Raw genomic sequence first — 24,336 nt, forward strand, 5'->3', positions numbered from 1 at the left:
GCGGTCCCCCTCAGCTCTTCAGCGCGAGGTAGATCATCACCTTGGCCGCCGCCTCGGCGCCGTCGCCGGCCTCGCCCTCGACGGTGCCCTTCAGCCGCAGCCAGCCGCCGAACCCCGACGACTCCCAGGTGGCCAGGTCGCCGGCCACCTCCCGCTCGGCGTCGAGGTCGCACCAGTGCAGTCCGTCGGGGGAGACCTGCGTGGTCACCCGCATCCGGGTGCCGGTCCCGGTCCGCTCCAGCGTCCGGACGAACCAGCGCGCCTCGGCGGCCCACGCCACCTCGTAGGGCTCGGTCGCGAACTCGCCCGCCAGGGTGCGGTTGCGTTCCAGGACGGCCGTGAACGACTCGCGCATGCTTCCGGGGCTCCTCACCAGTCCACCGAGATCAGTACCGAGTCCAGGTACAGGAAGTTGCGCACGTCGGTGTGCGTCCTGACCGAGACGTAGAAGTTGAGCAGGTTCCGCAGGGAGCCGTACTCCTCGGCGTACGGCGGGACCGGCACGTCCCGCATGTCGTACACGGTGTCGTTGACCTGAAGCTCGACGTTCGACCTGGTGCTCGTGTCGATCGTCCAGCGCACGTAGTGCCAGTTCACCTTGGTCGGGACCTCGTTGTAGCAGAGTTCCTGCGGCCCGCCGAACGGCTTCCAGTCGTCCGGCTCCGGCGCGGTGAAGTCGGCGGTCGGCGGGAGCTTGATCCTGCCCTCGAAGTGCTCGCGCGGCGTCGGCTCCGGCACCGTCGGGTACACCCACTCCCGCCGCAGGTTGTTCTCCAGGTCGGTGTTCAGGTACCGGGCGACGCAGTGGTAGCGGACGCCGTCGCAGATGTCGGTCGCGATCGTGAACGCGCCGAACTGCTGCTCGGACGGGTGCAGGTTCGCGTCCCACGGCCCGGCGCCCGCCTTGTCCGCCGCCTGGTTCTCCTCGGACGCCGCCTCCGTCTTGAACGTCAGGTAGGCCTCGAACTGGACGCGGCCACGTCCCGCCATCGTCAGCCGGCGGATGGCGACGCCGGTGTGCCCGGCGAGCGGGCGGGTGGCGACCTTCAGCGCGTACGTCCCCGACATCGCGCCGTGCGTGCCGACGTCGAAGAAGTTGCAGGAGCTGAGCTGCGGCGGCCGGAAGTCGCGCATGTGGTCGTCGACGGTGTCGAGGTTCCCGTGCCCGTCGTAGTTGCCGAGCAGCTCGATCCAGCCGTGCGTCCCGGTGTTGAAGTCGTCGTGGACGAGGATCCTGTCCAGCGGGTCGAAACGGGACAGGGCGGGGTCGGCCCGGCGGAGTTCCGCGGCCGGTGACCGCTCGCTCGCGGGGGTCGTCATCGAGTGGGCTCCTGAATCCTGACGGTGGCGTGCATCATGTTGTGGTCGGAGCGCAGCAGGTCGCGCGGCTCCCCGGCCTGGGCGGTGGTCTGCGGGACGAGCGTCCACTGCAGGACGCGCGTGCCGTTCTTCACGAAGATGTGGTCGATCTTGTCCGCGGACCTCGGCAGCGGGATCTTGCCGCCGTTGAAGGAGGCGTACTCCTCGCCCGTCCGGCGGTTCGGCGGTGCCGCCTCGAACGCGTCGGCGTAGCCGACGTCGGCGAACGCGTCGTAGGCGCTGTGCCCCTCCTCCTTGGACGCGGAGTTCATGTCGCCGGCGAACACGATCGGGAGCCGGCGCGTGGACGCGTTGTCCCGGGTGAGGTACTCGGCCGTCCGGCGCGCGTCGAGGTAGCGGACCTGGTCCCAGTTCTTCGTCCAGCCGTTCGGGTCGGTCGCGCCGTTCTTGCGGTACTCCAGGTGCATGTCGACGACGACGAACCGCGTCCCGGTGCGCAGGTCGCGCAGGGTGTTCCACGTCATGGTCTTGCCGTAGATCTCGGTCGAGTCCGGCAGCCACAGCAGGTCGTGGGGGAGCGCCCCGCCGCGCTCGTCGAGGTGGGAGAAGCGGCGGGCGTCGTAGTAGGTGAACCGTCCGGCGCCCGACTTCAGCGGGTAGCCCTCCTGCGGGTGCCGCGTGCCGGCGTAGTCCGCGGGGGCCTCCGCGTACCCGCGGGCGCGCATCGCCGCGGTGAGCGGCGCGCGGAACGACTCGACGTCCACGCCCGGCTGCGTCGGGGTCGCGTTGTTGCCGATCTCCTGGGTGACGACCACCCCGGCGCGCGCCCGGACGATGTCGTCGGCGACCCGGGCGGCGCGCCCGTCCGCCCAGGGGGCCAGCTTGGTCGCGCAGTCGCGCCCGATCGTGTCGACGCACTCCTGCTCGGTCGGCAGGCAGCCGTGCCCGCAGGTGTTGTAGGTCGCGATCCGGAGGTCGAGTCCGCGGCGCCCCTTCTGGGCGGCCTGCGCCCCGCCGGCGGGGACGAGCAGGGCTCCGGGGACGAGCAGGGCGGCGAGGGCGGCGGTGACCGTCCTGAGCGCGGGGCGGGCGGGGGGACGAGAGGTCCTCATGCGCGGGGGCCTTCCGTTGTCGACTGAGTCACATTAACGTTAACGTGATCGTTCACAAACCATGGATGTCCACCCGTCCGCCTGTCAAGAGCCGAAAAGAAGACGACCCGGCCGTCCGCGTGAGCGGACGACCGGGCCGTCTGCGTGCCCGGCCGGTGCCGGTCAGGTGCTGGCGGACAGCTCCAGGTCCTTGACCTTCGGGTCGCCCTCGTCGGCCAGGTAGTCCGACCCGCGGGTCGCGTCCTCCCCGTCCGCGAGCTTGGCGGCCTTGCACACCACCGTGCCGGCGACCGCGACCACCACGTTGACGGCGAGCGCCAGCATGCCGGCGTAGACCGTCATCTTGGTGTCGAGGCCGAGGTCGCTCAGCGGGTAGGCCGAGCCGCCGAAGTGCTCCTTGCCCTTCGCCGGGTTCGGGATCTGGTACAGCATCCACAGGCCCGCGGCCATGCCGCCGGCCCAGCCGGCGATGAGCGCGCCGCGGTGGAACCAGCGCGTTATCAGCCCGAGCGCCACCGACGGCAGCGTCTGCAGGATGATGACGCCGCCGATGAGCTGCAGGTCGATCGAGAACTCGGGGTCGAGCGCGAGGATGCACGCCACCGCGCCGGCCTTGACGATCAGCGAGACCAGCTTGCTGACGGTCGCCTCCTCCTTCGCGTCGGCGTCGCGGCGGATGTACTCCTTGTAGATGTTGCGGGTGAACAGGTTGGCCGCCGCGATCGACATGATCGCCGCCGGGACCAGCGCGCCGATGCCGACGGCGGCGAACGCCACGCCGGCGAACCAGTCCGGGAACATGCGGTCGAACAGCACCGGGACCACGGTGTTGGTGTCGGCCTTGCCGTCGGTGCCGACGGGCGTCACGCCCGCGGCGATGGCCATGTAGCCGAGCAGCGCGATCAGCCCGAGCACGAGGCTGTAGGCGGGCAGCGCCGCCATGTTCCGCTTGATCACGTTGCGGTTCTTGCTGGCCAGCACGCCGGTGACGCTGTGCGGGTACAGGAACAGGGCCATCGCCGAGCCGAGCGCGAGCATGGCGTAGTTCAGCTGGCCGCTGCCGGCGATCGTGATGCCGTCGCCGGGCGCCGGCGTCTTGTCGAACTTGTCCTTCGCCGCGTCGAAGATGTCGCCCCAGCCGCCGAGCTTGGCCGGGATGTACAGCACCGCGACGATGATGACCAGGTAGATCAGCAGGTCCTTGACGAACGCGATGAGCGCGGGCGCCCGCAGGCCGGACTGGTAGGTGTAGGCCGCCAGGATCACGAACGCGATGATGATCGGCCAGTGCCCGTTCACGCCCATCGCCTTCAGCACCGCCTCGATGCCGACGAGCTGCAGCGCGATGTAGGGCATCGTGGCGACGATGCCGGTGATCGCGACGACGAGGGCCAGCGTCGGCGAGCCGAACCTGGCCCGGACGAAGTCGGCGGGCGTGACGAAGCCGTGCACGTGCGACACCGACCAGAGCCGGATCAGCACGAGGAACACCAGCGGGTACACGACGATCGTGTACGGGACGGCGAAGAAGCCCGCCGCGCCCGCGCCGAACACCAGGGCCGGGACGGCCACGAAGGTGTAGGCGGTGTAGAGGTCGCCGCCGATCAGGAACCAGGTGATCCAGCTGCCGAAGCTGCGCCCGCCGAGCCCCCACTCGTCGAGGTTGTGCATGGTGTCGGGCCGCCGCCACCGGGCGGCGACGAAGCCCATCCCGCTGACGAGCAGGAAGAGCACGGCGAATACGGTGATCTCGGTGATGTGGTCGCTCGCCATCGGCTCAGCCCCGCTTCTTCGTCATCTGGTAGACGATGACCGTGCAGGCCACGCCGAGCGGGATGAAGGAGAGCTGGATCCAGTAGAAGGCGGGGAAGCCGGCGAGCCGCGGGCTGTCGCTGTTGTAGAGGAGCGTCAGCAGCGGGACCACGACCGGGACGACCAGCAGCCAGTTCCAGGCGCTCCGGTCGGAGCGGGCGTCCCCCGGCGGGGGCTGGTCCGGGGCCGGTTCTTTGGATGTGTCGGGAGCCAAGGGGGTCCTCCTCGTCTCGCCCGCGCACGGTCCGTCCGGTTCGCGAAACGGGGGCCGTGCCCGGGTATGCGGCCGGGCGAGCCTACACACCCGCTGATCACAGCTCGATCTCGGCCGCGGTACGACTTGGATGGATCGGTCCATTTCAGGAACGTCCAGGTCAAGCCGGATCAACGGCCGGTCAGGGGACGGTCAGACGGTCCGGTCCGCGGCGGTCTTCGGCTCGTGCCGCACGTCGGTGGGCAGGTTCAGCTCCCGCGTCCACGCGGCGAACTCCACCAGGACGCCGTCGGGGTCCTTGAAGTAGATCGAGCGCACGAAGACGCCGTCGTGGTTCTCCGGCGCGACGCCGAACTCGCTGTCGTCGTGGTTCAGCAGGACGCCGACGTCGATCCCCTTGGCGATGAGGCGGTCGCGGTACTCCTCGATGCGCTCGGGCGGGACGTCGAACGCGATGTGGTTCATCGACCCGACGGCCGACAGCAGCTCGCCCCGGTCGGGCAGGCCCTTCGGCGCGGACACGCCGGGGACCGGCTCCGGGGCGTCGGGGAACCAGAAGAACGCCAGGGCGTCGCCGCCGCCGCAGTCGAAGAAGAAGTGCTGGCCCCAGCCCATCGGCAGCTCGATCGTCTTGATCAGCGGCATGCCGAGCACGCCCTCGTAGAAGTCCACCGTCCGCTTCATGTCGCTGCAGACCAGCGCGAGATGGTTGACCCCGCGCAGCTCGAACTCGGTGTTCTTCCTGGTCATGGGGCGCCGCTCTCCGTGCCGTAAGTGATCCCTTGCCGTGTCCCCATGGTAACCTCGCCGCATGCGAACCGCAGCCTCCCGGTGGTGGTGGCGCCGCTGAGGCGGCGCCGGTTCGTGCGTGTTCCAGACCAGGCGACCGTCCTCACCCGGCGGTCGTTTCTCGTTTCGCCTGGGTGGGGCCCGACTTGAGGGGCCACCAACGGTGGAGACCGTCTCACAGCAGCCGCTGACCAGCGAGTTCGTCACGGCCGGGGGCGTACGGGTGACCCGTACGGCGACCCCGGTCGACTCCGAGCGCAAGTCCAGCGTGCTGAACGCACTCGTCGCCGCCGTGGGCGAGCGGCGCGGCGGGGTGCTCAGCTCCGGCATGGAGTATCCGGGCCGCTACAGCCGCTGGCACATGGCCTACGTCGATCCCTGCCTGGAGATCGTCGCCCGCGGCCGGACGGTCGCCGTCCGGCCGCTGAACGGGCGCGGCCGGGTCGTCCTGCCGGCGCTGGCAGGGGCGCTGCGCGGCGCCGGCGAGGTGCGGGCGGACGAGCCCGGCCTGTTCGAGGTCTTCGTCCCGCCCTCGGAGGAGTTCTTCGCCGAGGAGGAGCGCAGCCGCCAGCCGACGGTCTTCACCGCCGTGCGCGCCGTGGTCGACCTGTTCCGCTGCGAGGACCCGCACCTCGGCCTGTACGGGGCCTTCGGGTACGACCTGTCGCTGCAGTTCGAGCCGCTGCGGACCCGCCTGGAGCGGCCGGACGACCAGCGCGACCTCGTCCTGCACCTCGCCGACGAGATGGTCGTCGTCGACCGCAAGCGCGAGACCTCGCACCGGATCTCCTACGACTTCGAGGTGGACGGGGCGGGCACCGGGGGGCTGCCGCGCGACACCGGGGCGACGCCCGTCCGGCCGCGGGCGGAATCGCCGGCCCAGCCCGTCCCCGGCGTGTACGCGCGGATGGTCCGGGAGGCCAAGGAGAAGTTCGTCCGCGGCGACCTGTTCGAGGTCACGCCCGGGCACGCGATGTACGGGCGCTGCGACGCGCCCGCGGCCTTCTTCGAGCGGCTGCGGGAGACCAACCCGGCGCCCTACGAGTTCCTGTTCAACCTGGGCGACGGGGAGTACCTGGTCGGCGCGTCGCCGGAGATGTTCGTGCGGGTCACCGGGGACCGCGTGGAGACCTGCCCGATCGCCGGGACGATCAAGCGCGGCGGCGACGCCCTGGAGGACGCCGAGCAGATCCGCGCGATCCTGTCGTCCGCGAAGGACGAGTCGGAGCTGACGATGTGCACCGACGTGGACCGCAACGACAAGTCGCGGGTCTGCGTGCCCGGCAGCGTGCGGGTCCTCGGCCGCCGGCAGATCGAGATGTACTCGCGGCTGATCCACACCGTGGACCACATCGAGGGCCGGCTGCGCCCCGGCTTCGACGCGCTGGACGCCTTCCTCACCCACATGTGGGCGGTCACCGTCACCGGCGCGCCGAAGGCGTGGGCGATGCAGTTCATCGAGGACCACGAGGAGTCGCCCCGCCGCTGGTACGGCGGCGCGGTCGGCTTCGTCGGCTTCGACGGCTCGATGAACACCGGCCTCACGCTGCGGACCGCGCAGATCCGCGACGGCGTCGCGACCGTCCGGGCCGGGGCGACGCTGCTGTACGACTCCGACCCCGACGAGGAGGAGCGCGAGACCCACCTGAAGGCCAGCGCGCTGCTGAGCGCGCTCGCCGCCGCGCAGCGGCCCGCCGGGGCCGCCGGGGCGGAGGAGGCGCCGCTTCCCGCGCATCCGGGCGACGGCCTGAAGGTCCTCCTCGTCGACCACGAGGACTCGTTCGTCAACACGCTCGCCGACTACTTCCGCCAGCACGGAGCCTCCGTGGTCACCCTGCGGCACGGCTTCCCGGTGCGGATGCTGGACGAGCAGGCGCCCGACCTGGTCGTCCTGTCGCCCGGCCCGGGGCGCCCCGAGGACTTCGGCACCCGCGCGCTCCTGGACGAGCTGGACGCCCGGGGCCTGCCGGTCTTCGGCGTCTGCCTCGGCCTGCAGGCGATGGTGGAGCACGCCGGCGGCGAGCTGACGCTGCTGGCCGAGCCGTCGCACGGCAAGCCCGGCCAGGTGAAGGTCACGGGCGGCGAGCTGTTCGCCGGCCTGCCCGACGAGTTCACGGCCGCCCGCTACCACTCGCTGCACACCACGCCCGACCGGGTGAAGGGCTTCCAGGTGACGGCGGTGACGGGGGACGTCGTGATGTCGGTCGAGGACCCGGAGCGGCGGCGCTGGGCCGTCCAGTTCCACCCGGAGTCGATCCTCACCGCGGCCGGCGGGGCGGGCCACCGCATCGTGGCCAACGTCCTGCGCCTGTGCCGGCCCTGACGGCGGCCGTCCCCCGAGCGGATCCGGCCCTAGTCCCAAGGCACTAGAGGACGGCGCGCGGAATGGTCCCGAGGGTCCTGTCGCGGCCCGGGGGCGCGGCGGAAGACTGGGTTCCGGCCACATCGCGCGGTTTCGGCCGGCGCGGATGATCGCCGTTATCCCGGACGCGGGAGGGAGGGGGCCACCCTCCCTCCCGCGTCTAAAACGGGCTTTTTAGACATCCAATATGAATTGGGTGTTTCTTGGCGTTCTCCAGGGGGACCCCCGGAGCCATGATGACAATCCTGTGGCTCATCGCGGTGATCCTGGTGATCGCCGGCATCTATGTGATCCTCGCCCGGCGCGACCTGCTCTGGGGCATCGTGCTCATCGTCGTCGGGCTGCTCGTCGGGCCCTTCGGGGTGAGCATCTTCACCTGACCGAAATTCGCGCGGCCGGGACGAAACCCTGACGTTACCTGTCAGGTTTCGATGCAAGCATCGTCCCTATGAGCCGTGCACTGACAGGAAAGACCGCACTGGTCGCCGGGGCGACGCGCGGGGCGGGGCGAGGGATCGCCGCCGAGCTCGGCGCCGCCGGCGCGACCGTGTACGTGACGGGACGGTCCACCAGGGAGCACCGGTCGGAGATGGACCGTCCCGAGACGATCGAGGAGACCGCCGAGCTGGTCACGGCGGCGGGCGGCGAGGGCATCGCCGTCCGGGTCGACCATCTCGACCCGGAGCAGGTCGCCGCGCTGGTGCGCCGCATCGACGCCGAGCGGGGCCGGCTGGACGTCCTGGTCAACGACGTCTGGGGTGGCGACCACCTCTTCGAGTTCGGCAAGCGGCTGTGGGAGCAGTCCCTGGAGGACGGCCTGCACATGCTCCGCCTGGCGATCGACACCCACGCCATCACCAGCCACCACGCCCTGCCGCTGCTGATCCGCGAGCCCGGCGGCCTCGTCGTCGAGGTGACCGACGGGACCGCCGACTACAACGCGAAGTACCGCCGGGACGTCGGGTTCTTCTACGACCTCGCCAAGAGCGCCGTCATCCGGATGGCGCTCGCCCAGTCCGAGGAGATCGCCTCCTACGGGGCGACGGCCCTCTCCCTCACGCCCGGCTGGCTGCGCTCGGAGGCCATGCTCGACCACTTCGGCGTCACCGAGGACACCTGGCGCGACGCCACCGAGAAGGTCCCGCACTTCGCGATCTCCGAGTCGCCGGTCTACGTCGGGCGCGCCGTCGCCGCCCTCGCCGCCGACCCCGACCGGGCGCGCTGGAACGGGGCCTCCCTGTCCAGCGGCGGGCTCGCGAAGGTCTACGGGTTCACCGACGCCGACGGCAGCCGTCCCGACGCCTGGCGCTACGTCGTCGAGGTCCAGGACAAGGACCTTCCCGCCGACGTCACCGGCTACCGGTAGCCGGACCGGGGGCCCGCGGGCCCGCCGCCCGGTACAGCTCCGCGAGCCGGGCGGCGGCACCCGCTATGCGCTCCCGCAGCTCCGGCGGGGCGAGCACCTCGACCTCGGGGCCGAGCCGCATCAGCTGGGACTCCGCGACGACCGCCGACTCCACGGGCAGGGCCGTCACCACCCAGCCCCGCTCATCCGGGCGGCCGGCCTCCTCGGCCGCCCGGCGGGCGGCGTAGGGCTCGACGGCGTACCGCAGGGCGCGCATCCCCGCCGGGCTCAGCCGCACGGTGACCTCCTCGCGCAGCAGCGAGCGCACGAACACGCCGGCCTGCTCGCCCCAGTGCGCGGCGAGGTCGAAGCCCTCGTCCCGGTCGAAGCGCTCACCCGTCGGCCGCACGGCGGTGACGCGGTCCACCCGGTAGGTGCGGGTCCTGCCGCCGACCCGCGCGACCAGGTACCAGGTGCCGTTCTTCAGGACGAGCCCGTACGGCTCGGCCGTCCGCGTGACCTCGGAGTCCTTGCGGCGGTAGCGCAGCTCCACGGTCTCGTCATCCCAGACCGCGCGGGCGAGGTCGCGCAGCAGCGGCGGCGGGCCCGTCTCGCCGAACCAGCCTGGCGCGTCCAGGTGGAACCGCTGGTTCGCGCGGGCGGGCGCGTCCCGCATCGAGGCGGGCAGGGCGGCGAGGACCTTCAGCTCGGCGGCGGCCAGCGCGTCCGCGCGGCCCATGTCGCCGGCCGGGCCGGGAAGCCCCGACAGGAACAGCGCCTCGGCCTCCTCGCGGGTCAGCCCGGTGAGCCGCGTCCGGTACCCGCCGACCAGCCGGTACCCGCCGCCGCGCCCCTGGTCGGCGTAGACCGGGACGCCGGCCGCCGACAGCGCCTCCATGTCGCGGTACACCGTGCGCTCGGAGACCTCCAGCTCGCGCGCCAGCTCCGCCGCCGTCATCGTCTCCCGCGACTGGAGGAGGAGCACCGCAGAGATCAGCCGAGCAGCACGCACGGCACCATCCTGCCCCATCGCCGAGCGTTCCTGACAATTTCCTGGGAGGTTCGCCCGGTTCGGCTGTCCCGGCAGGTCGGCGGACTGTTAGCTTCGCGGCGTGCCTACCGAGAACACCACCCTCGCGGCGTTCATCGACGCCCTCCCGAAGGTCGAGCTCCACGTCCACCTCGTGGGCTCCGCCTCCGTCCCCACCGTCCTCGAACTCGCCCGCCGCCACCCGGACGGGCCGGTCCCCGTGGACGAGCGCGAGCTGCGCGCCTTCTACGAGTTCCGCGACTTCCCGCACTTCGCCGAGGTGTACGAGGCCGTGTCCGGCCTCGTCCGCACGCCCGAGGACGTCGGGACGCTCGTCTTCGGCGTCGCCCGCGACCTCGCCGCGCAGAACGTCCGGTACGTCGAGCTGACCGTCACCCCGTACACCCACCAGCGGGCCGGGATGCCGATGCCCGCGGTCACCGAGGCGCTCGACCACGCCGTCCGCGAGGCCCGCGACCGGCTCGGCGTCCGCGTCGCCTACATCTTCGACATTCCCGGCGAGTTCGGCGCCGAGGGCGCCCGCGGCACCCTCGACCACGCGCTGCGGCACCCGCCGGAGGCGCTCGTCGGCTTCGGCATCGGCGGCATCGAGCAGGTGCGCCCGCCGCACCGGGACGCGTTCCGCGACGCGTTCGCCGCCGCCCGCGCCGCCGGGCTGCGCAGCCTTCCGCACGCGGGGGAGATGACCGGCCCGGAGACGATCTGGGAGGCCATCGAGGGGCTGCGCGCCGAGCGCATCGGCCACGGCATCAGCTGCGTGGACGACCCGCGCCTCATCGACCACCTGCGCGACACGCAGCTGCCGCTGGAGGTGTGCCCGACGTCCAACGTCTGCACCGGCCAGGTCGCCGACCTCGCCGCGCACCCGATGCCGCGGATGCTGGAGGAGGGCCTGTTCGTCACGCTGAACAGCGACGACCCGCCGATGTTCAACACGACCCTGACCGGCGAGTACCGCGTCGCGGCCGAGGTGTTCGGGCTGGGCCCCGCCGAGCTGGCCGCCCTGGCCCGCAACGCCGTGACCGCCTCCTGCCTGGACGAGGACGGCCGCAAGGCGATCATCGCCGACATCGACGCCCTCGGCTGACGGGCCGGCGGCGCGGTCAGCCCCAGGCCATGCGCCGCCACGGGCTGTCGGGGTCCTCGGAGAGGATGCGGTGGCCGGCGAGCGAGCGCTCGTACCACTCGCCGAACTCGCCCTCGTCGAACCGCAGCATCCGGCCGAGGACGTACCCCGCCGAGAACGACCCCCACGACGGATACACCTGGTTGGCGCGGTGCCCGGCCGTGAGGACGCACTTCTCGGCCTCCTCGGCGTCGCAGTACCCGGCGTTCAGGCCCCAGCGGGCCATGTTCACCGCGCGCCCGAAGTCGTAGCCGTAGACGCTCTCGACCCGGCCGTCCGGCGGGAGCAGGCCGTCCGCCCGGAACCGCGCCTCGTACCGCAGGATCTGGCCGGACAGCCCCACGACCTGCCGGACGGTCTCGTCGGAGATGTCGCGCTCGCGGCACCAGGCGGTGATCGCCTCGCGCCACGCGCGCTCCCCGGTGCCGCGCCCGCGCCGGTCGAGCACCATCTGGATGGCCGGGTCGCTGTTCTGCGCGTCGAGCAGCGCGTTCATCTGCTCGCGCCAGCCCTCGGCGCCGGTGATCCCCCAGTCGCGCTCCAGCAGGACACGGTCGTCGCGCGCGCCGCGGTCGGCGAGGGCGTTCCAGGCGACCCCGTTGCCGACGGCCAGGTGCGCCCCCACGGCCAGGGCGGCGGCGAGCCGCCCCCACGCGGCACTGCCCGGGTCGGTGACGAGGACGTCGTGGTCCCGGCCGGGCCGCCGTTCGGCGTCCGCGAGCAGCTTGGCGACCTGCCGGTGGTCGTCCCCGCCCGGCGGCATCTGCGCCAGCAGCTCGCGCAGCGGCCGCTCCGCCCCGCGCGGCCCGGCGTCCTTCAGGATGAGCCGCGCCGCGTGCACGCCCGCGGCCCCGGCCCGCTTCGGGTCGTGCAGCGCCCCGAACGCCGACATCGCCGACCAGGCGCGCCGCGCGGCCTCGCCCGTCCGCCCGGCCGCCGCGAGCACGTGCGCGGCCTGGGCGTCCAGGCCGGCCCGGACCTCGGCGGGCAGGGCCGCGGCGCCGCGGTCGAGCACGTCCAGGAGCCGCTGGGCCTCGCCGGTGGTGCCCGCCGCGGCGAGCGCGCGCGCCTGCCGGGCCCGCACCGCGACCGCGGACATCCGGTCGCCGTGCGCCTCCATCGCCTCGGCGGCCTTCGCGAACACCGCCGCGGCCTCCGCGGGCCTGCCCTGCCGCTCGTACTTGCGGGCCCGGTCGAGCAGGGCGCCGGTCTCGGCCTGAATCGTCATCGAACCCTCCGGACCACACCGTACCGGCCCGAAGGATCATCAGGCCTCACGTCGTCAGGACCGCCACGGCCAGTCGGCGCTCCGGCCCGCCTCCAGGAGCGGGATCATCCGGAACGTCGCGTCGGTCATGCCGCCCAGCTCGTGGCGCGTGCCCGAGCCGGTCGGCATGGCGCCGTGCCGGTATCCGGCCAGGTTGAACCCGTACATCGGGACGTGCTTCGGCGCGGCGCCGGTGACGTCGCCCACCCAGCCGCCGCCGAACGTCTGCATGTCCGACAGGATGACGACCCGGTCGTGGCCCGCATAGGTCGCCCGGACGGAGTCGGCGATGCGGGTGCCGTGCCCGACCTCGCCGATGCGGTCGACGAACCGCTCGACCTCGCGCAGCACCGACGCGCCCCGGCCGACGTCGTGCCGGAACGTTCCGTCGGCGAAGCCGTGCAGGTCGACCGTGTTGCCGCGCGCCGCGAGGGCGATGCCGAACAGGGCGGCCATCTGCGCGTACGTCATCTTCGACCGTTCCGAGACGCCCGCACCGGTCATCGACGCCGAAGTGTCCACCAGCACGAGGGTGCGGCCCCGGAACTCGGGGACGTTCGCCGTGGCGGCCGTGAGCGCCTTGTCCAGGGCGTGGCCCCAGCGCAGCGAGGGAGCCGCCAGATACGCCGAGAAGAACCGGAAGGGGAACTGCCGGGACCGCGCGACCCGCTCGGGGTCGGCGATGCGCGCCGCGACCTTGCCGGCGGCGGCGTCGCTCACTCCGGCCTCGTCGAAGTTGCGCAGGTTGCGCAGCAGCGCCATGTAGCCCATGGACGGGATGATCGCCTCCCAGGCCGCGGCGTCCATCGGACCCTGCAGCCAGCCGGCGAGCCGCTCCCAGGTGAACCCGGCACCCGCCAGGCCGCCCGGTGAGGTCACCAGCTCCGGGTTCAGCACGTGGTCGCGGCGCCGCTCGACGGGCAGGGCCGCGAGCGTCTGCGCGGCCTTGAGGGTCTCCAGGCGGTCGGGGATCGGCTCGTCGCGGCCGTGGCGGCGGTCGAGGGCGTGCTCGAACAGGTCGCCCTGCCACGGCTTGTCCGCCGCCGGGGCCGGGTGGACGAGGTCGATGACGTCGCCGAAGCGGAAGCCGCGCGCGCCCGTGTCGTACTTCAGCAGGGACCGCTCGGTGTAGAGCCGCTGGACGGCGTCGGCGACGCCGCGCTTGACCGGCTTGGGGATCGCCCGGCCGTAGGTCGAGGTCCAGTACGCCAGGGCCTCGCCCGGCTCGTCGGCCCGCTGCAGGACGCTCGCCACGAGCTGCCGGTTCTCGCCGGCCAGCCCGGCGGCCAGACGCGCCCGGACGGCCTCCAGGGCGGCGACGACGGGCGCCGAGCGCATGTTCGCCTCGCCGCGCAGCCACGGCAGGAAGCCCGCCATCCATTCGACGTCGTCGACCGCGACCCGGTGGACGAGATCGCGGAAGCGGGCGTCACGGTCGCCGGCGGACTCGTAGAAGGTCTTCTCGCCGACCATGTTGGCGACGGCGAGCAGGAAGAGCTCGCCCCTGGCGTCACGGGCGTAGCCGGGCGCGCCCTCGTGGGTGCGGCCGGACGGCGTCGCCTCGGTGCGGACCGGGCTGGAAACGGCCCCGCGGACCGCGGTGCGGTTGAACTTCGCCATGAGCTAGGGCTCCCTTCGACAAAATGGAGGGAGCCCTGGAGTCCGCGGAGGTGCCCGAGATCAGAGTCGGCGACGGCCATCGCCATTGCTCTACCGACTGAGCTACGCCGCACAAGGCGACGGTGGGAATCGAACCCACGACCCATGGATTAGAAAGGAAGTATCCGTTGCCTGCGCACCGGGCACCCGCGAAAAAGTGCTCCCTCCCGAGATCAAGTCGGCGTACGGCATGCCCGCCGGACGGGCACAGCCCCACGTGTGGAGCTGCAAGGAATCGAACCCTGAAGTATCCGTTCGCCTGCGCACCGGGAGGTGCGTGTTTTCAGTTATGGCCAGAGGTCGTGCCCGAGATCAGGACGGCGAAGGAGACGTCAGCGCTCTGCCTATTGAGCTACGCCCGCGCATGGCGCGTGCGGCGGGACTCGAACCCGCAACCTCTCGTTCCCGAAACGAAGTATCCCTCACCTGCGCACCGGGCACGCTCTGGAGTTGTCGAGCCCCTCCGAGATCAGACATGGCCTCGGGGTTGGGTTTCCTTAACAGGGAAGTAACCCGTGGCCTTCGCACCGGAAGGGCGATGGCTCTAGGAGATCAGCCGGGGGCCGGCGAATTCAACTGAATATTCGTGATCAGTCGGGAATAGCGGTGATCTCCACGCGGGTGTCGTGGAAGACGGGGCCGCCGCCGAGGTCGGTGTCGCGCTCGTCGACGACGGCGTTGGCGTTCGCGCCGCCGGACAGCTTCGCCCAGTGCCCTTTGCCGGTCGCGGCGACGCCCGGCCTGACCTGGTCGGTGACCTTCAGCACCGCCTCGAACGCGCCCCGGTCGTTGCCGACCCGGACCTGCTGGCCGTCGCTCAGCCCGCGCGCGTCCGCGTCGTCCGGGTGCAGCCGGACGGTGAGGCCGCCGGAGCGCCGCCTCAGCTCGGGGTTGTTGCCGAACTGGGTGTTGAGGAACTCGTGCGACGCCGCCGAGACCAGCGCGAGCGGGTATCGCCCGGCCCGCTCGGCGTCCGCCACCTCTACCGGTGGGACGTACCCGGCCAGCCCGGCGGCCGGGGAGCGGAACTGGAACTTGCCCGTTGGGGTCGGGAAGCCCCCGGCGTACGGCAGGAACGGGTCGGGGACCGACATGCGGACGAAGCCCTCCTTGCGGAGCCGGTCGAGAGTGATTCCCGCCATCCAGGGATGGTCAGAGGCGAGGAGCTGCTCGGCGAGGCTCTCGTCAGAGTCGTGGAGGGCCGGTTCGTCAAGGCCCATCCGCCGCGCCAGCCGCCGGAACGTCTCCGTCGTCGGCAGGCACTCGCCCGGCGGCGCCACCGCCGGCTCGTTCCACGTCAGGTACAGGTGCCCGTACCCCTCGTGCAGGTCGGCGTGCTCGTGCTGCGCCGTCGCGGGCAGCACGATGTCGGCGTAGTCGGCGGTGTCGGTGGGGAACTGCTCCAGCACCACCGTGAACAGGTCGTCGCGGGCCAGGCCCCGGCGCACCTTGGTCTGGTGCGGGGTGCTGCCCGCCGGGTTCGCCGCGATGACGAACAGGGCCTTCACCGGCGGATCCTGGACGTCCAGGAGTCCCTCGCCCAGCCGGCTCATCGACAGCGTCCGCACCGGGCCGGGCCGCAGGTCGTCGCGCCAGAGCGCGGCCTTGTCCAGCTTCACGTGCCCGGACGTGGAGAACGCGACCCCGCCGCCCCGCCTGGCCCAGTCGCCCGTCACGGCCGGGATGGCGGCGATCACCCGCAGCGCCGCGCCGCCGCCCGAGTGCCGCTGGAGGCCCTGCGTGGCGCGGATGCCGGTCGGGCGCGTCCGGGCGATCCGCTCGCCGAGCGCGACGATCCGCTCCGCCGGGACACCGGTGATCTCCGCCGCCCGCTCGGGCGGGAAGTCCGCGATCCGCTCCCGGAACTCCTCCCACCCGAGCGTGTGCCGCGCGAGGAAGTCCTCGTCCTGCGCGCCGAGGCGGACGATGACGTTGAGCAGCCCGAGCGCGAGCGCCGCGTCCGTTCCGGGCAGCGGCGCCAGATGCTCGTCGGCCCGCCGCGCCGTCCGCGTCCGCACCGGATCGATCGCGACCAGGTGCGCGCCGGTCCTCCGCGCGTCCTGCACGAACTTCCACACGTGGTGGCCGCTGGTCAGCGGGTTCGTGCCCCACAGCAGGACGAGCCCGGCGTGCGCGAGGTCCTCGGGGTCCATGCCGCCCGGCGACCCGACCGCCTCGGTCATCCCGGCGCTGCCGGCCGCCGAGCAGATGTTCGCGTCGTGCGCCGAGGCCCCCAGCACGTTGAAGAACCGGCGGCCCGAGCACCCCTCGAGGCCTTGCAGGTAGCCGAGCGTGCCCGTCCCCCAGTACGGCCAGATGGCCTCCCCGCCGTGCTCGCGGACGATCTCCTCCAGCCGCCCGGCGATCTCGTCGAGCGCCTCGTCCCACCCGACCCGCTCGAACCGGCCCTCGCCCTTGGCGCCCACGCGCCGCAGCGGATGCAGGATCCGGTCCGGTTGCGCGGCGCGCTCCAGCCACCGGTTCACCTTCGCGCACAGCGCCCCGCGCGTGTACGGATGGTCCGGGTTGCCCCGCAGCCCCACCGCCTCTCCGTCCCGGACGGTGACCACCCATGAGCAGCCGTCGGGACAGTCGAGCGGGCAGGCCCCCAGCACCTTCAGCTCCGACCGCATCCACCCTCCCTACCTGGACGAACCCCACTAGTCTGCGCCATGGACCATCATGAGCGTTGTTCCGGATGCTCATGACACGCGACCGCCGTCCCCGGGTCGCGGGTGCCGGACCGGGGTGGTTTCCTAGGGGCGACGGAAACGACCCGTGGGGAGATACGAGAGTGAAGAGCGTCGAGCCCGAGGTGTTCCTCGTTGCGCGCCCCGAACTGGACTACGACGAGGTCGCCCGGTACCTGCGGGACGTGGGCGGGGAGGGCTGGCTGGAGCGGCTCGACCGTGGCGAGCTCGACGACGAGCTGAACGACCCGCAGAACCTGGCGGAGTTCGCAGGCCGGCTCTGCTACCGCTCGTGGGAGCCGGGCCTGAACCCGAACGTGAAGAGGATCCGCACGGATTCCGGCGAGTACCTGCAGAACATCCTGCGCAGCCTGCACGGCTCGGTGCTGGAGCACGTGAGCTTCAGCTTCGTCCTGCACAACGTCAGCCGCGTCCTGACCCACGAGCTCGTCCGGCACCGGCCCGGCGTGGCCATCTCGCAGGAGTCCCTCCGGTTCGTCCGGCTCCAGGACATCCCCTTCTGGTTCCCCGAGTGGGCCCGCGAGGACGCCGAGCTGATGAAGCGCGCCACCGCCATGCTGGAGCAGATGGAGGAGTTCCAGGGCTGGATGGCCGCGCACTTCGGCCTGGACGACGAGGGCGTGCCGTTCAAGGAGAAGAAGCACAAGACCTCGTTCATGCGCCGCTTCGCCCCCGAGGGCGTCGGCACCGGCCTGGTCTGGACGGCCAACGTCCGCACGCTGCGGCACACGCTGGAGAACCGCACGGCGCCCGGGGCCGAGGAGGAGATCCGCCTGCTCTTCGGCAAGATCGGCGAGGTGATGCGCAGGGAGGCGCCGGACCTGTTCGGCGACTACGTCGTCGAGGACGGCTCCTGGATCCCCGAATGGCGCAAGGTCTGACCCTGCTCCGGGGCGGGTTGGGCCTAGGCGCGCGGTGTGGCCTGCGGCAGCATTCGACGGTATGTCTGATATCAGCATCCCGGCGGGCGGCCGTGAGATTCCCGGGTACCTCGCCGTCCCCGAGGGGGAGGGGCCCTGGCCCGGCGTTGTGATCGTGTTCGAGGCGATGGGGGCGAACGCGGACATGCGCGCCCAGGCCGACCGGTTCGCCGCCAACGGCTACGTCGCCGTCCTGCCCGACCTGTACGGCGGCGCGCCGTGGATCCGCTGCGTCACCAAGGCGATGCGGGACATGCGCGCCCAGCGCGGCCCCGCGTACGAGCACATCGAGGCGGCCCGCGCCTGGCTCGCCGGCCGGGACGACTGCACCGGCGACGTGGGCGTGTGCGGGTTCTGCATGGGCGGCGGGTTCGCGCTCGTCGCGGCGGCGAAGTACGACTTCACGGCCGCCGCCGCCAACTACGCGATCCTTCCGCGCAGGCCCGAGGAGTCGTTGCGGGGCGCGTGCCCGATCGTCGCCAGCTACGGCGGGGCGGACCCGACCCTGCGCGGTGCCGCGGCCAAGCTGGAGCGGGCCCTCACGGCCGCCGGCGTCGCGCACGACGTGAAGGAGTATCCGGGGACGGGGCACGGCTTCCTCACCGAGTTCACCCCCGGGCCGCCGCTCGGCCCCGTGGCGAAGATCGCCTTCGGGCTCGGCAAGGGGCGGGAGAACGCCGCCGACGGCTGGGACCGCATCCTCACCTTCTTCGCCGAGCACATCGCTAAAAAATCTACAACGTAAAGGTGCCGGGCTTGGAGCGGAGGACGGCCGCCAGGCCTTGCGATCCAGGCCCGGTTCTTCTCGCTGTGCCGATCGGAGGATCGTGGCGGACGCGGCCGACGGATCTCAGGGCGTCACGGGCGCAGCACCGCCTGTGTCTGGGTGACCTGGGCGACGCGGCGGCCGGCGGCGTCGAACAGGTCGGTCTGGACGACGATCGACGTGCGGCCGGCGTGCAGCGGGCGCGAGACGCCGCGGACCTGCCCGTCCTTCACCCCGCGGAAGAAGTTGGTCTTCGACTCCAGCGTCGTGGTGGAGGTGTCGGGGGGCAGGTTGAGGAACGCGCAGGCCGCGCCGAGCGTGTCCGCGAGCGCCATGAGCGCGCCGCCGTGCAGCACGCCTCCCGCTGTGCAGCGGTCCGGCGCCCAGTCCAGGTGCCCGGTGACCTCCTCCGGCCCGGCGGTGTCGATCTCCACGCCGAGCGCGCGGGCGAACGGCATGGCGTCGGTCAGCTGGGCGGGGGTGATCTGGACGGTCATTCGGCCTCCTCGGACGGGGTGGACGGGGGTCACTCTGGCGACCGGTCCCTCCCCTCGTCCATTACCCCGGGCGTAATCGCCGGGGCGACGAGGCGGCCGGTAGCGTCGGGACGTGACCACGATGACGACGGCGTTGAGCGACGTGAGACCGATCGGGGAGCAGCTGCGGGCGTGGCGGCAGCTGCGCAGGCTCAGCCAGCTGGAGCTGGCGTCCGAGGCGGACGTGTCGACCCGGCACCTGAGCTTCGTGGAGACGGGCCGGTCGGCGCCGAGCCGGGAGATGGTGCTGCGGCTCGCCGAGCACCTGGACGTGCCGCTGCGCGACCGCAACCTGCTGCTGGTGGCGGCCGGGTACGCGCCGGTGTTCGACGAGACGCCGATCGAGGAGCCGAGGATGGACACGGTCCGCGCGGCGCTGCGGCAGGTGCTGGAGGGGCACGAGCCCTATCCGGCGGTGGTCGTCGACCGGTTCTGGAACCTGATCGACGCCAACGGCGCGGCGGCGTTCTTCATGGAGGGCGCGCCGCCGGAGCTGCTGGAGCCGCCGCTGAACGTGCTCCGGCTCAGCATGCACCCCGACGGGATGGCCAGGAACATCCTGAACCTGGCCGAGTGGCGGGCGCACATGATCGACCGGGTGCGGCGGCACGTGGCGCTGACCGCGGACGCGGCGCTCGCCCAGCTCTACAAGGAGCTGCGGAGCTTCCCGGGGGACGTGGGGGAGGCGATCGCGCCGCCCGCCGGCCACGAGGTGTTCGTGCCGCTGCGGATGCGGCTGGAGGGCCGGGAGCTGTCGTTCTTCAGCACCATCGCGACGTTCGGGACGCCGGTCGACATCACGGTGGCGGAACTGGCGATCGAGTCGTTCTACCCGGCGGACCGGGAGACGGCCGACTTCCTGCGCGAGCGCGCCGGCATGTGATCCCGGGCGTCAGCCGCCGGCGGCGAGCAGGTCGTGGCGGATGCGGGCCAGCGGCACGCCGAGGCGCTGCAGTGCGGTGACCGTTTCGCGGACCATCGGGACGGGTCCGGCCACGTAGGCCTCGTGCTCGTCGCGGCCGCCGACGCCCTCCAGGAGGCGGGGCAGGACGTCCGGCACCCGCCCGCTCAGGCCGTCGGCCGCCGTGCCGCGCGACAGGACGGGCACGACCCGCAGCCGGGGGTGGTGGGACTCCAGCAGCCGCAGCTCGGGCAGGTCGTACAGGCCGGTCGCGTGCCGGGCGGCCACGAGGAGGTGGACGTCGCAGTCGCGGCCGGAGGCGATGGCCTGCTCGGCGAGCGCCTTCATCGGCGCGAGGCCGGTGCCGCCGCCGGCCAGCAGCAGCGGCCGGTCCGAGCCGGGGTCGAGGGTCATCCCGCCGTCGGGCGGGCCCAGCAGCAGCGTGTCGCCGGGCCCGGTGTGCCGGACGAGGGCGCCGCTCACCCAGCCGGCGGGACGGGCCCGGACGTGCAGGCGGACCAGCCCGTCCGGGCGGGGCGCGTTCGCGATCGAGTACGGCCGCCACACGCGGGGCCAGCGGGCCGTCTGGACCGGCACGTGCTGCCCGGCCGCGAACGGCACCGGCCGCTCGGGACGCAGCGTGAGCACCGCGAGGTCGGGGGCGCGGCGGTCGTGCTCCACGACCTCGGCGACCCACCAGGGCGGCGCGTCCTCCGCGTCCCGCTCCGCGGCGCGGATCATGGTGTCGGCGGCGGACCGGTAGGCGGTGCGCCAGGCGTCCTCGGCCTCGGGGGTCCACACGCCGGCGGCGAAGGCGCGGAGCGTGGCGGTCAGGGCCGCCTCGACGGCCGGGTAGTGCTCGGGCAGCACCCCGTACTTGCGGTGGCCGCGGCCGAGGCGTTCGAGGTGGGCGGCGAGTTCCTCCGGGTGGTCCTGGCCGGAGACGAGCCGCGTGAGCGCCCCGAAGAACCGGTCGTGCTGGTGGCCCATCGCGGGCGGGAACAGTGCCCGCAGCCGAGGCTCCGCCGTGAACAGGCGCCCGTAGAAGTAGTTCATCGCGCCCGCCGGATCGGTGTCGAGCCGGGCTAGGCACTCCTTGAGGATTCGCTGTTCCGGTGACATGACCGGCACGCTCCCTAGTCGAAGGCGGGACACCGGCGATCGCGGCAGGTCGGGTGCCCGGCTTGGTGAGATTCTCGCAGCGGGCTTCACGATCGCTCAAGGACGGGCCCGCCGGGGAGGCGGTGGTCGTCACGAAGAGTGAGCGATCTCTCCGCGTCCGTCACCGGAGAGTGGCGGAGTCGCGTAGGCATACTGATCGGTATTGCCGGTTGGTCCGGCATCCCGGTAGAGATCGGTGTCCCGGTGGTGGACGAATCCGGTCCAGGGTGGAAGATTTGGCGATTCTCCGGTACGCGTGGCCGGGACCGGCCTCCGCATCGCGCGCCCCCGGGCCGGATGCTCGCCGGTTCCGACTGCGAAGATCCGGGCCGTGCGGCAAGCTGGCCGGGAGAAGGCCGGGGGACGGGACGGTCCGAGGGGGCGGGTGAGGCACCATGAGGTGCAGCCAAAGGGGGGCGAATCACCCAAATCGGAAGGCGTCCCGTGGCCAGTGCTCAGCAGAGGGGGAACACGCATGTCCGAGACCGCCCGCGGGGCCCCGCGCCCCGCGCCCGATGACGGCGCGCCGCCGCTCATCGGCATCACCACCTACCAGGAGCCGGCCCGCTGGGGCGTCTGGGTGCGCGAAGCCGCGCTGCTGCCGGTGCCGTACGCGCGCTCGGTCGAGCGGGCCGGCGGCATCCCGGTCCTGCTGCCGCCCGCCTCGACCCTGCGCGGCGTGGAGACCCTGGTGTCCCGGCTGGACGGCGTCGTGCTGGCCGGCGGCGGAGACATCGACCCCGACCTGTACGGCGCCGCCCGGCACTTCGAGACCGGGCCGCCGCAGCCGCAGCGCGACCGGTTCGAGCTGGCGCTCGCCCGCGCCGTCGTCCAGGCCGACCTGCCGTTCCTGGCGATCTGCCGGGGCATGCAGGTGCTGAACGTGGCGCGCGGCGGCACCCTCATCCAGCACCTTCCGGAGGCGGTGGGGCACAAGGGCCACGCGCCGGAGACCGGGATCGTCGGCTCGCACCCGGTGCAGATCAGCGCGACCAGCCTGGTCGGCAAGATCCTCGGCGACGCCGCCGAGGTCCCCGCCTACCACCATCAGGCCGTCGGCCGGCTCGGCAAGGGCCTGTCCGCCGTGGCGTGGGCCGAGGACCAGGTCGTCGAGGCCGTCGAGCTGCAGGGGCACCGGTTCGGACTGGCCGTCCAGTGGCACCCCGAGGAGGGCGACGACCGGCGCCTGTTCGAGGCCCTGGTCGCCGAGGCCGCCGGTCGCTGACCCGGGGTTGACGGTCCGGTTCCGGGGGAAGGCGTTCCGGTAGATTCCGCCGCAAACCCGACCACCGGAGGCCGCCGCATGCCCTTGAACCCGCAGACCGCGCGCTTCCTGGAGCTGCTCGCCTCGTGGACGGCCCCGCCCCCGGGCCGGGAGGCCGGCGCCGAGCCCACGATCGAGGAGATGCGGGCGCGGATCGGCGCGGCGTTCCCCGCCGTCCGGCGGGAGCTCGCGCGGATCCGCGACATCACGGTGCCGGGTCCCGGCGGGCCCGTGCCGGTGCGGCTGTACCGTCCGGTGCCACCCGAGCGGGGACCACTGCCGGCGGTCGTCTACCTGCACGGCGGCGGCTGGGTGCTCGGCGGCGTCGACAACGTGGACGCGGCCTGCCGCGACCTCGCCGCCGCGGCGGGGTGCGCCGTGCTGAACGTCGGCTACCGGCTGGCCCCCGAGCACCCGTTCCCCGCCGCCGTGCACGACGCCTGGGCCGTCGTCGCGGCGGTGGCGCGGGAGCCGGGCGCCTACGGCGTCGTGCCCGGGGCCGTCGCGGTGGCCGGCGACAGCGCCGGCGGGAACCTCGCCGCGGCCGTCGCGCTGATGGCCCGCGACCGGGGGACGCCGCTCGTCCACCAGCTGCTCGTCTACCCGGTGACCGACACGGCGATGGACACCCCGAGCTGGCGGGAGTACGGCGCCGGGTACGGGCTGGACGCCGGGACGCTGGCCCGGTTCATGGACCTGTACCGGGCGGGCGCCGACCCGTCCGACCCCAGGCTCGCCCCGCTGCGCGCCCCCGACGTGTCCGGCGCGGCGCCCGCCACCGTCATCACCGCCGAGTACGACATCCTGCGCGACGAGGGCGAGGCGTACGCGGACCGGCTCGCCGCGGCCGGCGTCCCGGTCGGGCGCCGCCGCTACGACGGCGTCGTGCACTCCTTCTTCCTGCTCCCCGAGATCTTCGACGCCGGTGCCGAGGCGATGGAGTTCGCTGTGCGACGATTGCGCGCGGCATTCGACGACCACGCGCGGCAGGGGAGTGCGGCATGAACCGGTATGACGCCTACGAGCGGCTGAGGATCGACTGGGCGGCGGACGGGGTGCTGCGTGTCACCATCAGCACGCCCGGCAAGCTGAACGCGGTCGACACGGTCGGGCACCGCGAGCTCGCGGAGATCTGGCGGGACGCGGACGCCGACGACGACGTGCGCGCGATCGTCGTGCGGGGGGAGGGGACGGCGTTCTCCGCCGGCGGGGACATCGCCCTGATCGAGGAGATGATGACCGGCCACGCCGCCCGCCGCCGGATCATGCGCGAGGCGCGCGACATCGTGATGAACGTGGTGAACTGCTCCAAGCCGGTGGTGAGCGCCGTGCAGGGCCCGGCGGTGGGCGCCGGCCTGGCGGTGGCGCTGCTGGCCGACATCTCCGTCGCGGGCCGCACCGCGAAGATCATCGACGGGCACGTGCGGCTGGGCGTGGCCGCGGGCGACCACGCGGCGATCGTGTGGCCGCTGCTGTGCGGGATGGCCAAGGCCAAGTACTACCTGCTGCTCAACGACGTCCTCACCGGCGAGGAGGCCGAGCGGATCGGCCTGGTCTCCGTCTGCGTGGACGACGGCGAGGTGCACGAGCGCGCCCTGGAGATCGCGGGCCGGCTCGCCGCCGGCCCCGCCGAGGCCCTGTCGTTCACCAAGCACGCGCTGAACAACTGGCTGCGGCTGGCCGGGCCGACGTTCGACGCGTCCCTGGCGATGGAGTTCTTCGGGTTCACCGGCCCGGACGTGCGGGAGGGCGTCGCGGCGATCCGCGAGAAGCGCCCGCCCGAGTTCGGCTGAGCCCCCGGGCGTCCGCCTGGGACGGGCGGCGCCGCGCTCCCCGCGACCCGCACGAACGCGTGCGGCGCCGCGCGCATCGGTGCCTTCAGGCGCCCGCGCTGGTACGAGGTGGTCGAGGCCGTCCCGCGCAACCACTCCGGCAAGATCCGCATGAACTCCGGGCCGCCCACGACCCGGGTAAAGCCCGCCGCCTTCCGGAGGTCGGTGACGGGCTACTCACATAGCGT

The 24,336-nt window shown here is 72.8% G+C and carries 22 protein-coding genes and 1 tRNA gene; 10 read left to right on the top strand and 13 right to left on the bottom strand.

The genetic code is table 11. The annotated features are described in order from the left end of the window. Positions 1 to 10: 10 nt before the first annotated feature. From K8Z49_RS03985 to K8Z49_RS04010, 6 genes are all read right to left on the bottom strand, one after another. The gene (locus K8Z49_RS03985) at positions 11 to 355 is read right to left on the bottom strand and encodes a hypothetical protein (protein WP_075021745.1); all 345 of its coding nucleotides are present in this window, start codon (positions 353 to 355) and stop codon (positions 11 to 13) included. Between the two features lie 14 nt (positions 356 to 369). Continuing rightward, positions 370 to 1,320 carry a DUF6772 family protein gene (locus tag K8Z49_RS03990; protein WP_075021746.1) on the bottom strand — a complete coding sequence of 317 codons (951 nt, stop codon included), beginning with the start codon at positions 1,318 to 1,320 and terminating at the stop codon, positions 370 to 372. Next, a complete protein-coding gene (locus K8Z49_RS03995) occupies positions 1,317 to 2,432 on the bottom strand; it encodes a hypothetical protein (protein ID WP_412517623.1) in 1,116 nt (371 codons plus the stop codon). The genes K8Z49_RS03990 and K8Z49_RS03995 overlap by 4 nt, the downstream gene beginning before the upstream one ends. 162 nt (positions 2,433 to 2,594) lie before the next feature. After that, the gene (gene mctP, locus K8Z49_RS04000) at positions 2,595 to 4,205 is read right to left on the bottom strand and encodes a monocarboxylate uptake permease MctP (RefSeq protein WP_021597931.1); all 1,611 of its coding nucleotides are present in this window, start codon (positions 4,203 to 4,205) and stop codon (positions 2,595 to 2,597) included. 4 nt (positions 4,206 to 4,209) lie between these two features. Next, a complete protein-coding gene (locus tag K8Z49_RS04005; protein ID WP_021597932.1) occupies positions 4,210 to 4,458 on the bottom strand; it encodes a DUF3311 domain-containing protein in 249 nt (82 codons plus the stop codon). A 192-nt stretch (positions 4,459 to 4,650) separates the two neighbouring features. Next, complete coding sequence (locus K8Z49_RS04010; RefSeq protein WP_021597933.1) at positions 4,651 to 5,208, bottom strand: VOC family protein; 558 nt, start codon at positions 5,206 to 5,208, stop codon at positions 4,651 to 4,653. A 202-nt stretch (positions 5,209 to 5,410) separates the two neighbouring features. Between K8Z49_RS04010 and K8Z49_RS04015 the strand changes: the two genes are divergently transcribed. The 3 genes from K8Z49_RS04015 (at position 5,411) to K8Z49_RS04025 (ending at position 8,975) form a co-directional block, all read left to right on the top strand. After that, a complete protein-coding gene (locus K8Z49_RS04015; protein WP_083597753.1) occupies positions 5,411 to 7,570 on the top strand; it encodes an anthranilate synthase component I in 2,160 nt (719 codons plus the stop codon). Positions 7,571 to 7,842: 272 nt separating this feature from the next. Next, positions 7,843 to 7,989 (top strand): GPGG-motif small membrane protein, encoded by a 147-nt coding sequence (locus K8Z49_RS04020; protein WP_021597935.1) that lies wholly within the window; start codon positions 7,843 to 7,845, stop codon positions 7,987 to 7,989. Positions 7,990 to 8,057: 68 nt separating this feature from the next. Beyond that, the gene (locus K8Z49_RS04025) at positions 8,058 to 8,975 is read left to right on the top strand and encodes an SDR family oxidoreductase (RefSeq protein ID WP_075021748.1); all 918 of its coding nucleotides are present in this window, start codon (positions 8,058 to 8,060) and stop codon (positions 8,973 to 8,975) included. On the opposite strand, the gene K8Z49_RS04030 is transcribed toward K8Z49_RS04025, so the two are convergent. Then, entirely contained in the window at positions 8,959 to 9,966 is a 1,008-nt protein-coding gene (locus tag K8Z49_RS04030; protein ID WP_412517624.1) for a helix-turn-helix transcriptional regulator, read from the bottom strand. The genes K8Z49_RS04025 and K8Z49_RS04030 overlap by 17 nt on opposite strands. A 100-nt stretch (positions 9,967 to 10,066) precedes the next feature. On the opposite strand from K8Z49_RS04030, the gene add reads away from it, so the two are divergent. Further along, positions 10,067 to 11,092 (top strand): adenosine deaminase, encoded by a 1,026-nt coding sequence (gene add / locus K8Z49_RS04035; protein WP_021597938.1) that lies wholly within the window; start codon positions 10,067 to 10,069, stop codon positions 11,090 to 11,092. Between the two features lie 16 nt (positions 11,093 to 11,108). Here add and K8Z49_RS04040 read toward each other — a convergent pair whose 3' ends face one another. From K8Z49_RS04040 to K8Z49_RS04055, 4 genes are all read right to left on the bottom strand, one after another. Then, complete coding sequence (locus K8Z49_RS04040) at positions 11,109 to 12,359, bottom strand: DUF1266 domain-containing protein (protein WP_412517625.1); 1,251 nt, start codon at positions 12,357 to 12,359, stop codon at positions 11,109 to 11,111. Between the two features lie 54 nt (positions 12,360 to 12,413). Next, positions 12,414 to 14,018 (bottom strand): TROVE domain-containing protein, encoded by a 1,605-nt coding sequence (locus tag K8Z49_RS04045; RefSeq protein WP_412517626.1) that lies wholly within the window; start codon positions 14,016 to 14,018, stop codon positions 12,414 to 12,416. 404 nt (positions 14,019 to 14,422) lie between these two features. Further along, a tRNA-OTHER gene (locus K8Z49_RS04050) sits at positions 14,423 to 14,500 on the bottom strand. Positions 14,501 to 14,647: 147 nt separating this feature from the next. Continuing rightward, the gene (locus K8Z49_RS04055; protein ID WP_412517627.1) at positions 14,648 to 16,690 is read right to left on the bottom strand and encodes a molybdopterin-dependent oxidoreductase; all 2,043 of its coding nucleotides are present in this window, start codon (positions 16,688 to 16,690) and stop codon (positions 14,648 to 14,650) included. Between the two features lie 161 nt (positions 16,691 to 16,851). Here K8Z49_RS04055 and thyX point away from each other — a divergent pair, with 161 nt between their 5' ends. Together thyX and K8Z49_RS04065 are read left to right on the top strand one after the other, a co-directional pair. Beyond that, positions 16,852 to 17,649, top strand: a complete 798-nt coding sequence (gene thyX, locus K8Z49_RS04060) for an FAD-dependent thymidylate synthase (protein WP_412517628.1) — start codon at positions 16,852 to 16,854, stop codon at positions 17,647 to 17,649. A gap of 61 nt (positions 17,650 to 17,710) precedes the next feature. Continuing rightward, positions 17,711 to 18,433: a dienelactone hydrolase family protein gene (locus tag K8Z49_RS04065; RefSeq protein WP_021596158.1), complete on the top strand. Its 723-nt coding sequence runs from the start codon at positions 17,711 to 17,713 to the stop codon at positions 18,431 to 18,433. Between the two features lie 113 nt (positions 18,434 to 18,546). Here the strand turns inward: K8Z49_RS04065 and K8Z49_RS04070 are convergent, their stop codons facing one another. After that, positions 18,547 to 18,951, bottom strand: coding sequence for a PaaI family thioesterase (locus tag K8Z49_RS04070; protein ID WP_075021754.1), 405 nt, complete (start codon positions 18,949 to 18,951; stop codon positions 18,547 to 18,549). Positions 18,952 to 19,072: 121 nt separating this feature from the next. Between K8Z49_RS04070 and K8Z49_RS04075 the strand changes: the two genes are divergently transcribed. Further along, positions 19,073 to 19,873 carry a helix-turn-helix domain-containing protein gene (locus K8Z49_RS04075; RefSeq protein ID WP_021596156.1) on the top strand — a complete coding sequence of 267 codons (801 nt, stop codon included), beginning with the start codon at positions 19,073 to 19,075 and terminating at the stop codon, positions 19,871 to 19,873. A 9-nt stretch (positions 19,874 to 19,882) separates the two neighbouring features. Here the strand turns inward: K8Z49_RS04075 and K8Z49_RS04080 are convergent, their stop codons facing one another. Next, positions 19,883 to 21,013, bottom strand: coding sequence for a globin domain-containing protein (locus K8Z49_RS04080; RefSeq protein ID WP_024935279.1), 1,131 nt, complete (start codon positions 21,011 to 21,013; stop codon positions 19,883 to 19,885). Positions 21,014 to 21,527: 514 nt separating this feature from the next. On the opposite strand from K8Z49_RS04080, the gene K8Z49_RS04085 reads away from it, so the two are divergent. The 3 genes from K8Z49_RS04085 (at position 21,528) to K8Z49_RS04095 (ending at position 24,109) form a co-directional block, all read left to right on the top strand. Further along, the gene (locus K8Z49_RS04085; RefSeq protein WP_021596154.1) at positions 21,528 to 22,277 is read left to right on the top strand and encodes a gamma-glutamyl-gamma-aminobutyrate hydrolase family protein; all 750 of its coding nucleotides are present in this window, start codon (positions 21,528 to 21,530) and stop codon (positions 22,275 to 22,277) included. A 78-nt stretch (positions 22,278 to 22,355) separates the two neighbouring features. Further along, complete coding sequence (locus tag K8Z49_RS04090) at positions 22,356 to 23,321, top strand: alpha/beta hydrolase (protein ID WP_412517629.1); 966 nt, start codon at positions 22,356 to 22,358, stop codon at positions 23,319 to 23,321. Continuing rightward, positions 23,318 to 24,109, top strand: coding sequence for an enoyl-CoA hydratase/isomerase family protein (locus K8Z49_RS04095; protein WP_024935278.1), 792 nt, complete (start codon positions 23,318 to 23,320; stop codon positions 24,107 to 24,109). Before K8Z49_RS04090 ends, K8Z49_RS04095 begins: the two co-directional genes overlap by 4 nt. The last annotated feature ends 227 nt before the right edge of the window (positions 24,110 to 24,336 follow it).

Origin of the sequence: Actinomadura madurae, from assembly GCF_047130825.1 — a bacterium.
Classification (GTDB): domain Bacteria; phylum Actinomycetota; class Actinomycetes; order Streptosporangiales; family Streptosporangiaceae; genus Spirillospora; species Spirillospora madurae.